Source organism: Vibrio renipiscarius, from assembly GCF_000827885.1.
In the GTDB taxonomy this organism is placed as follows: domain Bacteria; phylum Pseudomonadota; class Gammaproteobacteria; order Enterobacterales; family Vibrionaceae; genus Vibrio; species Vibrio renipiscarius.
The window spans coordinates 644773-657039 of the sequence record NZ_JTKH01000006.1; the positions used below are offsets into that span (position 1 = coordinate 644773).

Consider the following 12267-nt stretch of genomic DNA (forward strand, 5'->3'; position numbering starts at 1 on the left):
ATGACATATTACCTGTCAAATCGTTAGCTTCAACCTTTATTATCGTTTTGACGGCGATAATTTGGTGAATTTAGTCCACCTTCTGCTTGGCGGAGTAAAAATGCTGCTTGGTCGGCGATAAATGGTTAAGCAAGCGCCTCTTAACCTTGAGGTATCTTCTATCGGGCATGTGTGTGTCCGATATGACCGTCTTTAATTCGCAGCGTCTTACTGTTGCTGTAACCGTTGCTGTAACTGGTGTGCTATTTGTTCAAATCGCGGGCGCTGTGCTAAATCTGGCTGCATACATTCTGTTTTTAACTGAGTTAGCTCAGTGATGTGAGATCGGTCTTCATCATTGGCTAAGCAATGAGAGAGTAAATCCTCGATTAGGCAACCGAGTGCTCTCACTTCAATATGCTGCATGGCTGCGCGTTGTGAAGTAGGCAGTTTACTTAAGTTTGTCGCGGCACCAAAATCACCAAATAAGACGTTGGCATCGGCGTTATACATGGTGTTATGTGCGTAAATGTCGCCGTGACTGACGTGGTGTTGATGCAAATGCGCCAAACCTGAGGCCATTTGCTCAAGCATGGTGACAATCGTTTTTAATTCAAACTTTGAATCAGGTGCAAAAGTATCTCGTGTGCATGTCTGCAGAGACGGCGGTAATCCCAAATTATGATAGTGGCTTGGGATCAATTCCATCACTAAGCCGAGCGCATTGGGTTGTTCGATACGAGCGATGACTTTGATTAAGTTTTTATGTTGTCCAGCTTGCAGGCAGTTCAGCAATTCGTCTTGCGGATAACCATCACTGGTCACTTCCCCTTTGAAAATCTTAACGGCGATCTCTTGGTCAGTACCTTGCAGTTCGTCGGGTTGGTTTGACCATTTTGCGCGATAAATAATGCCCGACGCACCTTGGCCGATCACTTCCTCAAGTTGAATGTCATCAAGCGCCACTAAAGGGATCGTTGGCGCTTGGGCCTCTGCGTGGTCACTTTCTCTGTGACTATGCGGAGAAAGAAAAAGACTTGGATCTAAGGGATTGGTGCTCAAAGGATTGCCATCGATGGCGAGCCAACTGAGTTTTGGTAACTGAAATAGCCAATCGGGCAGAGATTCAAGTTTGTTCGCCGACAGTCTTGCCAGTTCTAAATTTTGGCAGCTTGCCATGGACTCTGGCAGTGCCGTCAATGCATTACCCGCCAATGCCAGCTTTTGTAGACGATATAAACGGCCCATATCATCAGGTAACTGAGTGATGTGATTGTCGGTTAAAATCAACCAGCGAGTTTGATCAGGCAGAGAGCGCTCAGGAATATGCTGTAACTTGTTTGATTTAAAGCTAATCATTTCAAGTTTAGGACACTGCGCTAAGACAGTTGGAATGGCAGTAAAACAGTTATTCGTCAGGAATAAAATTCTAAGTTGTTTTAATTGCGAAAAATCGTCTGGTAAATCCTGCAGCTGATTGTCTGATAGATCCAATACTTCTAAGCTGTCGGCAAGGTTGATAATTTCACGTGGAAACTCGGCTAATCCTTGTTTTAAATAAAGATGCGTGGTGCCATCTAACTCGCCAGATACTAACTGCTCAACTGTGTGCAAAATCCTAAACCTTAACGCTGCTAAAAATAGGGCGCAATATTATCGGATTATCTCGCAAGGAGAAAGTTGTTACATGGTGAGAATCGTGGTTTATAACCGTTGAACTCGCTCGTGGGCCTTTGCGGTTGGGCTTTTCCCGATAAGCGGGAGTTCAGTTTAAGTGGGTGCAAAGGTTGTCACTCAACCGACAACACTTTACTATGGCGGCTTCTTGACGAAACCTGAGAAAAATGATGAAAACAGAGTTGTATAAAGAGTTTATGTTTGAGGCTGCACACCATTTGCCTCACGTACCTGAAGGTCATAAATGTGGTCGATTGCATGGGCACTCTTTTTTAGTTCGTCTTTATGTTGAAGGGGAAGTTGACGCCTATACAGGTTGGGTGGTGGACTTTGCAGAAATCAAAGCAGCCTTTAAACCTATCTATAATCGTCTCGACCATTACTATTTAAACGATATTGAAGGGTTAGAAAACCCGACGAGTGAAGTATTGGCAAAATGGATTTGGCAACAATTAAAGCCGTCGTTACCTCTGCTGAGCAAAGTGGAAATTAAAGAAACATGTACAGCGGGCTGTATCTATAAGGGCGAGTAGAGATTAAGCGGTTCTATTTCTGTCTCTGTTGACCACAGAGAAGGGGAAAGCCGTACTGTCGCCAGCACTAAAAAACCAATCGTTAGATTGGTTTTTTGCGTTCTATATGTCCTACCCAATGTTCACCCCATTTAGCCGACCACTAAAAAGCAGGTCGCGAAGGCGCTTTAGAGCTTGTGACGCATAATGCGTTCTTTTCCAATCTTACTGTAGTAAAAATTATTGGTATCAGTAAAACCGACTCGGGTGAAAAATGAACGTGAAGCTTCATCTTTCGCTGGGATGGTGACACACAGAGAGTCACTGTCGCCATTGATGGCATAAGCATAGACGAGTAATTTTTGAATCACGGCTTTGCCCACCCCTTTTTGCTGGTAGTGTTTATCTACCGCGATGTATTTTAATCCAAGCTCATGACGTCGAGCAAAAGTGGCATAGTGGGCAAACGCTTTATCTAACACGACATAGCCAATGGCTTGATTGTCGGAATAAATCGCAAGAATCACTTCATACTTTGAGCGGTTTTGATAAAGCTGTTCAAAGGGGAGGTGGGTCTCTTTTTGCTCTTGATGTACTTCAAGCTGCATTAAACTGGCGAAATCTTTTAGTTTGGCCGGCTTTATAGCAATCATATTGCCTCGTCTATTAGGGTTTGGTCAAAAATGGGCTAACGATATAAGCACGTTGTCGTGTTTACAGGTACAAAAATGGCGACTTAAAAGTCGCCATTTATAGTCAATGTTATCAATTGAATATCATTCAAACAATCCATTGACCGGGATTCGCAATGAAAGTTAGCAGAGAACTTTAATTGCTAGACCACCTTGAGAAGTCTCACGGTATTTTGCGTTCATGTCTTTACCGGTTTCTAGCATGGTTTCGATAACTTTATCTAGAGAAACAGTAGGAGCAGAAGAACGACGAAGTGCCATACGAGTTGAGTTGATTGCTTTAACTGCAGCAATACCGTTACGCTCGATACATGGTACTTGTACTTGGCCAGCAACTGGGTCACAAGTTAGACCTAGGTTGTGTTCCATGCCGATTTCAGCCGCCATACACACTTGCTCAGGGCTACCGCCCATAAGCTCAGCAAGACCCGCTGCAGCCATAGAACATGCTACGCCAACTTCGCCTTGACAGCCTACTTCCGCACCAGAGATAGAAGCGTTACGCTTGTATAGACCACCGATCGCGCCAGAAGCTGCGAAGTAACGGATGTAATCTTTCTCTGTCACAGTTTGAATAAACTTGTCGTAGTACGCAAGTACTGCTGGGATGATGCCACATGCGCCATTGGTTGGTGCAGTCACAACACGGCCACCGGCTGCGTTTTCTTCGTTTACCGCAAAAGCAAACATGTTCACCCAGTCAACCACAGCCATTGGATCGTTAGAGGTTTTCTCTGACGTTAGAAGCTGTTGACGCAGTGCTGCTGCACGACGTGGCACGCGTAGTGGTCCAGGAAGAATACCTTCAGTATTCATACCACGGTCCATACCTTCACGCATGGTCTTCCAGATGTTAGCAAAGTACGTGCGTGACTCTTCATCTGAATGTAGAGACGCTTGGTTTTTCATAACCAAAGCACTGATAGAAAGACCGTGTTCTTTACACTGGCTTACTAGTTCATCTGCGCTAGTAAATGGGAAAGGAACCTTAATTGGGTTCTCTTCTTCTTTACCAAAGTTTTCTTCATCGACGATGAAACCACCACCGATAGAGTAATAGGTTTTCGAGTACGCGACTTCGTCATCGATCCACGCGTGGATCTGCATGCCGTTTTCGTGTAGCGATAAGTTAGAAGTATGGAAATTCATACCGCCATCTTTCGGGAACGATACTGTGTGACAGTGCATGCCAACAGGAAGGCGTTCAGTTTCTTCTACGCGTGCGATAAAGCCTGCAATAGAATCGATATCAACTTTTTCAGGGGTGTTGCCAGCAAGACCCATGATGATAGCAATATCTGTGTGGTGACCTTTCCCTGTCAGTGATAGTGATCCATAAACGTCCACGGTGATTTTAGTGATGTCGCGCAATTTTCCCATTGAACGAAGGTCATCAATAAATTCTTTACCCGCTTTCATTGGACCTACAGTGTGAGAACTAGAAGGACCAACACCGATTTTATAGATGTCAAAAACACTAATCATATCGATTACCTCAAAAGCAAGCCTCCCTAGAGAGGGAGGCTTAGAATTATCATTATATTTTTAGTTTAATTTTCCACTTGGAAGGGGAGAATTAAAGAGCGCCGTAGATTACAGAAGTAATCGCTGCAAGACCACAGATAACTGTGAAAATCTGTACAGGTGCAGAAGTTTTGTACTTCGCCATCGCTGGTACTTTTTTCATCGCGAATACTGGTAGAAGGAACAGGATAGCCGCAATCATTGGTGCGCCCATTGTTTCAATCATACCTAGGATGCTTGGGTTGATGATTGCAACAATCCAAGTAGTCACAACGATGAAGATTAGTGAACCTTTTTCAATCTTGCTTACTGGAGTAGTAGCGCGAGATTTGATTAGACCAACTAGACCTTCGTGAGCACCTAGGAAGTGACCGAAGTAGCTAGAAGTAATCGCAGCGAAAGCAACAACAGGACCCATGTAAGAGATGATTGGGTTGTCGTGTACGTTTGCTAGGTAAGAAAGTACAGAGATGTTTTGCTCTTGTGCCATTGCTAGCTGCTCTGGAGATAGAGACAGAACAACAGAGAATACGAAGAACATTACAAAGCCCATTAGCATCATTGCCGCGCCGCCAGTGATTGCGTCAGTTTTCTTAACTGCGTCATCACCGAAGTTCATGCGTTGCTCTTTTGCGAACTGAGAAATTACTGGGCTGTGGTTGAATGAGAACACGATGATTGGAATCGCTAGCCAAACGATAGTTGGCATAGTGCTGAAATCAGGTGCAACTTCAATCATTGACGTATTCCAATCAGGGATTAGGAATACAGACAGTGCTAGTAGGATAACAACCAGTGGGTAAACCATTGCTGATGTTGCTTTAAGCATTAGGTCTTTACCAAACACAACGCCCATAGTCATAGCAGCGATAAGCGCGCCAGACAGTAACCAGCGAGGAATTGATTCCATGCCGATTTGGTTTACTAGGAACGAGTCAACCGTGTTTGTGATACCAACACCGTAGATTAGAACGATAGGGTAAATGGCGAAAAAGTAGGCGAAAGTGATAAGGTTTGCGCCAGTTTTACCGAAGTGTTCTTCAACAGTATCAGTGATATCTGATTCAGGGTTCTTAGCAGACAATACGAAACGCGCTAGAGATTTGTGCGCGAACCATGTCATTGGAGCTGCGATTAGGGCAAGCATAACTAATGGCCAGAAGCCGCCAGCACCTGCTTTAATCGGTAGGAATAGCACGCCAGCACCAACCGCGGTACCGAAAAGTGATAGACACCAAGTGAAATCTTTGTAAGTAAACTTACTAGACGATTGAGCGGCATTTGCCGAAGTAGTAGAGCTCATATTGGGTTACTCATTTAAAATTGGGAACAGGAAATAAGTCGGGTGCAATTCTGCACAAAAGAATTACATAAATATTAGATCTAAATCACAAATTGATGGGACTGATAATATGATATTCCAAAAAGCAGTTTGTTGTCACGAAAATGACGTGCCACACGTGATTTTTGTTAATGGCTGACATTAGAAAAACTTATCAATCAAGTGCGGTGCCGTATTTTTGCTCATGGTAAACGTTTGCGTGGTGACGCGTAGATTTCGCTAATGTGAACGTTTGTTGACCAATTGAGGGTTTTATTAACATTGATGCATAATATGATTGCGCATGGCATCGATGATTTGGGCAGTAACACCCCAGATAAAATGCCCTTGGTAGGTCAACCCAAACACTCTGTGCTGTTGGTTTTTTATGCAAAACAAATGGCTGCGAAATTTTTGGCGATCAAAGATGACCGTTAAAGGCACTTCAAATACGGTTTCAACCTCATTAAAGTCAATCTTGGTTGCATAATCTGGGCGAATAAATGCGAGGTAGGGGGTGACGGAGAATTGGCTGACTGTAGGTAACGAAGGCATGTGGCCAAAAATATCAATGTCAGATGACAGGATACCAATTTCTTCTTCTGTTTCTCTAAGCGCGGTCGATCGTAATGAATCATCCGTCAGTTCATATTTTCCTCCAGGAAAACTGACTTGGCCTGGGTGATGCTTCAAATGCGCTGCTCGCTTGGTTAATACTAGATGTACGCCGTCAGGTCGCTCCACAAAACCAATCAATACGGCGGCTTCACGCATTGCTTTGCCTTGTAGGTGTTCGAGCCGTTTTATCGACTGCGGATGATAGGTCGATGGCGTGAGTAATGAAAAACGCTGGATGAGCTGCATTTTACTTGACGGAATGAGCACATTAACTCCCATAGGTATTTGAAAAAGCCCAGTTTATGGATCATGCTTTAGTTTGATTATATAAGATTCGCGCAATCGTGGCGAAATCACAACATAAAAGGCTTAAATGATGGGGGTACACCTGTCAGTCGCTGCTTAAAGGATACGTGATGAAAGGAATCATATTCACTGAGTTTATGGACTTAGTCGAAGCAAAGTTTGGTTTAGACGTTTTAGATAGCATTTTAGTTGAAGCGGAAGATGAAGGGGTTTATACCTCGGTGGGCAGTTATGACCATCGAAGCTTAGTGAAGTTAATCGTTTTGTTAAGTCAAAAAACTGGGATCTCACCAGAAGACCTGCAACAAGTTTTTGGCCAATCTGTCTTCCTTAATCTTTACGCCGCCCTGCCTAATAACGCCAGTTTGGGAGAATGCAAAAATTCATTCCAGTTTGTACGTTTAGTCGAGGACTACATCCATATTGAAGTGAAGAAACTCTACGCAGAAGCAAACCCACCTAAGTTCGAATTTATTTCGGAAAGTGAAAGTGAAATGGTGTTTGACTACAAAAGCGCGCGCTGCATGTCTCATGTTTGTCTTGGGCTCGTGCAAGGCTGTGCGGATCATTTCGGTGAAACATTAGAGATAAAAATGGACGAACAATCTACGGACCATAGTCATGTTCGATTTTTCTTGACGCTTGTGAGCTGATTCGATGCCAAGTAGTGGGCCGCTAGAGCGGAAAATTGCCCGAGAATCGGCCGCTAGAAAGCAGGCCGAGATGCTTTTAGAGCAAAAAAGTCTCGAACTATACAATGCGAATCAGCAGTTGAAATTAGTCCTCAGTCAGCTTGAAATACAAAATTTGAGAGGGCTTAAAAAATTAGAATTTGAAAGTTATATCAGCGAGTCTTTGATTCATTTTGGTCGCGCTTTTCTAACCCGAATTCTAGACGATGGGCTTTTATCGAGTTTTGTCGAGCGTTTATCTGCGTGTTCGTTGATAAAGGCGGTCAACCTTTGCTTGGTTGAAGATGTGTTACCCACGGTAATATCAAATCAATTTGGTGCAAATGAATTGTGCCCTGAATCACCGTTAGCGATTGTTTCTCAGCGATCAACCGCACTTCCTCTGATTTGGCAGGATCAAACGATTCGATTGCCGCTGAAAGTGGATCATCAACTCATTGGTGAGCTGAGTGCCACTATCGATCTTAGCGACATTGACGCAGAGTTCATTGCCAGTCAGATGACTTTGGTGGTCGAGTTGCTGTGCAGTGCCATTAGTCGCCAATTAATTGTTGTGAAAAATCAACAAGCTCGTAAAAGAGCGGAAGAATCGGAACGCGCGACAAAAGAATTTGTGGCGATGATTAACCATGAATTGCGTACGCCGCTGAATGGATTATTAGGCAGTGCAGAATTATTGTCAGATACGATGCTGAATAATGAGCAAACTCAACTTCTAACGAACTTAACGCATTCGGGTGATTTGTTGCGGCATATTATCAATGATCTACTTGATTTTAGTAAAATGAGCGCCGGCATGATGGAGTTGTTTCCTACACGTTTTGCCTGGCTTGACCTCAAAAATATGCTCAATGGGATCTTTTCTCCTAAGGCACAAGAAAAGCAAGTTTACTTCTTAATTGAAGAGTCAGAGAACATGCCAGTCGCCTTTATGGCAGATTTTGAACGCATTAGTCAGATATTGGTCAATCTTATTGGTAATGCCATTAAATTTACGTCAGAAGGGAAAGTCGAGGTGAGTGCTCAGTGGCATAACGAAATGCTGCAAGTTTCAATTAAGGATACCGGTTGCGGTATTCCTGAAAAATCGCAAGCTCAGTTATTCGATCCTTTCGTACAAGCGGATCGCACCACGAAACGAAGCTTTGAGGGAACGGGTCTCGGTTTGGCGATTTGTAAGAATTTGGTTGAGCTGATGAATGGCCAAATTGAATTCAGTAGTGAGGTCGGGGTAGGCAGTCAATTTAAGATTCAGCTACCACTCCAAATTGCACAAGAGCTCGCAGCGAGCGATGCTGCTGTTGACGCCAGACGTGAATCCAAATCACTAGACAGTTTGTCTATATTGGTGGTGGATGACATTCGCATGAACCAAATCATAATCAATCAAATGTTGAAAAAATTCTCGATTGTGCCAGATCTGGCAGACAATGGCCTTGAAGCGGTAAAAATCGCAGAGGCGAAAGAGTATGATTTGATCTTCATGGATTGTCGTATGCCGGAAATGGATGGGTTCGAAGCGTCTACCTACTTGCGCAGCCACCATTATGTAAAACCCATTATCGCGCTGACCGCAGGGACGACGCTTGAAGAGCGTGAACGCTGTATTGAAAGCGGTATGGACGACATTCTTACGAAGCCCTATACCGCTGCAGATCTTAAAGCGATGATTGAAAAATGGGCCTAGCCCCTAGACTGGGCCAACAAACCGATCTTGTAGGCTTAGCTTGTCGATATAGCTTAGCCATCGGCTTATCGATTCAATCCGCTGCACGTTTATTTATTCTGGAGTGCAGGTAGAATTCGGCTCAGTTTATCGAACGTTTCTTGATACTCGGCGTCGCATTGACTGTCGGCAACTAAACCGCCTCCGGCCCACACATGCAATTGGCCATTCTCTGCAATCAGTGTGCGAATCGTAATGCTGGTGTCCATTCGTCCATGGCGGCTGAGATAACCGATACTGCCACAATACACACTGCGACGGTGTGGCTCTAGCTCTTCGATAATTTCCATTGCTCTGACTTTCGGCGCGCCAGTAATTGACCCGCCAGGAAAGCTCGCGCGCAAAAGGTCGATCGCGTTGTGGTCATCTGCTAACTCAGCTTTGATGGTGCTGACCAAGTGATGCACTGCGGGAAAACTCTCAATATCGAACAGTTTAGGCACGTGCACACTGCCAGGTTTCGCGACACGGCCCACATCGTTGCGTAGCAAATCGACGATCATGAGGTTTTCGGCTTGATCTTTTTCGGCATTTTGCAGTTCGACGGCAGACGCTTGATCGAGAGTGGGATCATCGAAGCGTGGCCGTGTACCTTTGATCGGTTTAGTCTCAATGATATTGTCGTTGACCTGTAAAAAACGCTCCGGTGACACGCTCAAGATAGCGCTGTGTTCGGTGCGGATATACGCCGAAAAAGGGGCTTGGTTGGCCTGTTCGAGTTGCTGGTAAGCTTGCCACTCACTGCCTTGATAGGCCGCGCTAAAACGCTGGGCGAGGTTAATTTGATAGCAGTCGCCTGACAACAAATATTCTTGTACCTGTTCAAAGCGTGTTTGGTACTGACTCTTGGTTAAGTTCGATTGCCATGAACTTAGCAACGCGAATGCGTCTGAGCCTGGTTCAGGGGTGAGTGGTGCTTGCTGTTGCAGCCATTGCCAGTGATGTTCGGTATCGTGACCAACGACCCAAGCTTGCTGGAGTAAGTGATCCACAATTACGGCCCACTCATAAATACCGACGGCCATATCAGGGGAAGAAAGGTCGTGCTCTGCGATTGACGGCATCGATTCCACTCGTCGGCCTAAATCATAGGCAAAGTAACCTAAAGCCCCGCCTAAAAATGGTAAATCCCCATCGTATTCACAATTTGGTAAATGTTCGCTTTGTATCTGCGCAATTAAGCTAAATGGATCGTCAGTGGAATGCTGCAAATTACCGCGATGTTCGATAAGAGTGGTATCGCCAAAGGTGGTGAGCGTCGCGACGGGGTTGGTGACTAATATGTCATAGCGGCTATCGACATGTTGCGAAGACGCTGAGCGCAACAACATTGACCAATTGCGTTCGGCAATCGGTGAAAATAGGCGGCATGCCAAGTCAGAAGAGTAAGAAATCTGTTTGATTTGCAAGCGATTTGGTTGACTGTTATTCATTTGTTTAATTTGTGACAAAGAGATCGTTCGCTTCGTGGCGCGTTGAGAAAAGCAAGAGTATCATAACCAAATCATAACCCGCTACTTTGAATCTTGGTTGATGGTTGCTCGTCTAAGTTCTTCGATAGCAAACGTTTAAACAAAGCGGGAATAACGGAAGCAAATAAGAGGCAAGTAATGACTATAATCCGCAAACAGGATGTGATCAGCAGTGTTGCTGATGCGCTGCAATATATTTCTTACTACCATCCGCTCGATTTCGTTCAAGCGCTGGAAAAAGCTTATCATCGTGAAGAAAGTCAGGCGGCCAAGGATGCGATCGCCCAGATTTTAATTAACTCTCGTATGTCGGCGGAAGGTCATCGACCGATTTGTCAGGATACTGGCATTGTTACTTGCTTTGTGAATATTGGCATGGGTGTCCAATGGGACTCCACCGATATGACCGTTCAACAAATGGTGGATGCGGGTGTGCGTGAAGCCTACACCAATCCTGATAACCCATTGCGTGCTTCCGTTTTGATGGATCCTGCGGGTAAACGAATTAACACCAAAGACAATACGCCTGCGGTGGTACACATTAATATGGTGCCAGGCAATAACGTTGAGATTCAAATCGCGGCGAAAGGCGGCGGCAGCGAAAATAAAACTAAAATGGTGATGTTGAACCCATCCGATGATATTGCTGAATGGGTAGAAAAAACCTTACCGTTAATGGGCGCTGGTTGGTGTCCTCCGGGTATGCTTGGTATCGGCATTGGTGGCACGGCCGAAAAAGCCGCGGTACTGGCAAAAGAATCCTTGATGGAACATATCGATATCCAAGAGCTTATCGACCGTGGCCCACAGAATTCAGAAGAAGAGCTGCGTTTGGATATCTTTAATCGTGTTAACAAACTGGGTATTGGTGCGCAGGGTTTAGGTGGTTTGACGACCGTGGTTGATGTCAAAATTAAAACGGCGCCAACACATGCTGCTTCTAAACCGGTTTGCTTGATCCCTAACTGCGCAGCAACTCGCCACGTACATTTTACTTTGGATGGTAGTGGCCCTGCAGAGTTGACGCCACCGAAGCTTGAAGAATGGCCAGATATTACGTGGGAAGCGGGGGCAAACACGCGCCGTGTAAATCTAGATGAAGTGACGCAAGCGGATGTGGAAAAGTGGAAAACCGGTGAAACGGTATTACTGTCCGGTAAGATTTTAACGGGACGAGACGCTGCACATAAACGCATCCAAGGTATGCTTGAAAGTGGAGAAGGCTTACCAGCAGGTGTCGATTTTAAAGGTAAATTTATCTACTACGTTGGCCCAGTCGATGCAGTGGGTGACGAAGCCGTAGGCCCTGCTGGCCCAACGACGTCTACCCGTATGGATAAATTTACCGACATGATGTTAAACGAAACCGGCATCATGGGTATGATTGGTAAAGCGGAGCGCGGCCCTGCAACGGTAGAATCAATCAAGCAACATAAAGCAGTCTACCTGATGGCGGTGGGGGGAGCTGCTTACCTCGTCGCGAAAGCAATCAAGAAAGCCCGCGTGGTGGCGTTTGAAGATTTAGGCATGGAAGCAATCTACGAGTTTGAAGTTGAAGATATGCCGGTCACGGTGGCCGTCGATTCCAATGGTGTGAATGCGCATCAAATTGGTCCCGATACGTGGAAAGTAAAAATCCAAGAAATGGAGCTTGATTAAGTCAAGATACTGAATAAATAGCCAAATAAATGACAAAAGTGCAGCGTAAGTTGCACTTTTTTCTATATACTCTTTATAACGATTCATAA

10 protein-coding genes are annotated in these 12267 nt (G+C 44.9%); 4 read left to right on the forward strand and 6 right to left on the reverse strand.

The features are described from left to right. Window positions 1–207: 207 nt before the first annotated feature. Entirely contained in the window at window positions 208–1593 is a 1386-nt protein-coding gene (locus OJ16_RS06095; RefSeq protein ID WP_040988409.1) for a protein kinase, read from the reverse strand. A gap of 233 nt (window positions 1594–1826) precedes the next feature. Between OJ16_RS06095 and queD the strand changes: the two genes are divergently transcribed. After that, window positions 1827–2189, forward strand: a complete 363-nt coding sequence (queD, locus tag OJ16_RS06100) for a 6-carboxytetrahydropterin synthase QueD (RefSeq protein WP_040988411.1) — start codon at window positions 1827–1829, stop codon at window positions 2187–2189. A 167-nt stretch (window positions 2190–2356) separates the two neighbouring features. Here queD and OJ16_RS06105 read toward each other — a convergent pair whose 3' ends face one another. From OJ16_RS06105 to OJ16_RS06120, 4 genes are all read right to left on the reverse strand, one after another. Further along, window positions 2357–2821, reverse strand: a complete 465-nt coding sequence (locus OJ16_RS06105; RefSeq protein WP_040988413.1) for a GNAT family N-acetyltransferase — start codon at window positions 2819–2821, stop codon at window positions 2357–2359. Between the two features lie 162 nt (window positions 2822–2983). Continuing rightward, on the reverse strand, window positions 2984–4345 hold the full coding sequence (locus tag OJ16_RS06110; RefSeq protein ID WP_040988415.1) for an L-serine ammonia-lyase: 1362 nt from the start codon (window positions 4343–4345) through the stop codon (window positions 2984–2986). Between the two features lie 91 nt (window positions 4346–4436). Then, window positions 4437–5687, reverse strand: coding sequence for an aromatic amino acid transport family protein (locus tag OJ16_RS06115; protein ID WP_040988417.1), 1251 nt, complete (start codon window positions 5685–5687; stop codon window positions 4437–4439). Window positions 5688–5981: 294 nt separating this feature from the next. Beyond that, a complete protein-coding gene (locus tag OJ16_RS06120) occupies window positions 5982–6590 on the reverse strand; it encodes a CoA pyrophosphatase (RefSeq protein WP_040988419.1) in 609 nt (202 codons plus the stop codon). Between the two features lie 149 nt (window positions 6591–6739). Between OJ16_RS06120 and OJ16_RS06125 the strand changes: the two genes are divergently transcribed. Continuing rightward, entirely contained in the window at window positions 6740–7282 is a 543-nt protein-coding gene (locus tag OJ16_RS06125; protein WP_040988421.1) for a heme NO-binding domain-containing protein, read from the forward strand. Window positions 7283–7286: 4 nt separating this feature from the next. Further along, complete coding sequence (locus OJ16_RS06130; RefSeq protein ID WP_040988423.1) at window positions 7287–9008, forward strand: ATP-binding protein; 1722 nt, start codon at window positions 7287–7289, stop codon at window positions 9006–9008. A gap of 89 nt (window positions 9009–9097) precedes the next feature. Here the strand turns inward: OJ16_RS06130 and pabB are convergent, their stop codons facing one another. Beyond that, window positions 9098–10480: an aminodeoxychorismate synthase component I gene (gene pabB / locus OJ16_RS06135; protein ID WP_040988426.1), complete on the reverse strand. Its 1383-nt coding sequence runs from the start codon at window positions 10478–10480 to the stop codon at window positions 9098–9100. 177 nt (window positions 10481–10657) lie between these two features. Between pabB and OJ16_RS06140 the strand changes: the two genes are divergently transcribed. Next, window positions 10658–12178, forward strand: coding sequence for a fumarate hydratase (locus OJ16_RS06140; RefSeq protein ID WP_040988428.1), 1521 nt, complete (start codon window positions 10658–10660; stop codon window positions 12176–12178). Window positions 12179–12267: the final 89 nt, after the last annotated feature.

Excerpts from the sequence above, each read along its gene's own strand:
- queD (WP_040988411.1), top strand. The coding sequence starts at position 1,827 with ATGAAAACAGAGTTGTATAAAGAGTTTATGTTTGAGGCTGCACACCAT.
- OJ16_RS06105 (WP_040988413.1), bottom strand. The coding sequence starts at position 2,821 with ATGATTGCTATAAAGCCGGCCAAACTAAAAGATTTCGCCAGTTTAATG.
- OJ16_RS06110 (WP_040988415.1), bottom strand. The coding sequence starts at position 4,345 with ATGATTAGTGTTTTTGACATCTATAAAATCGGTGTTGGTCCTTCTAGT.
- OJ16_RS06115 (WP_040988417.1), bottom strand. The coding sequence starts at position 5,687 with ATGAGCTCTACTACTTCGGCAAATGCCGCTCAATCGTCTAGTAAGTTT.
- OJ16_RS06125 (WP_040988421.1), top strand. The coding sequence starts at position 6,740 with ATGAAAGGAATCATATTCACTGAGTTTATGGACTTAGTCGAAGCAAAG.
- OJ16_RS06130 (WP_040988423.1), top strand. The coding sequence starts at position 7,287 with ATGCCAAGTAGTGGGCCGCTAGAGCGGAAAATTGCCCGAGAATCGGCC.
- pabB (WP_040988426.1), bottom strand. The coding sequence starts at position 10,480 with ATGAATAACAGTCAACCAAATCGCTTGCAAATCAAACAGATTTCTTAC.
- OJ16_RS06140 (WP_040988428.1), top strand. The coding sequence starts at position 10,658 with ATGACTATAATCCGCAAACAGGATGTGATCAGCAGTGTTGCTGATGCG.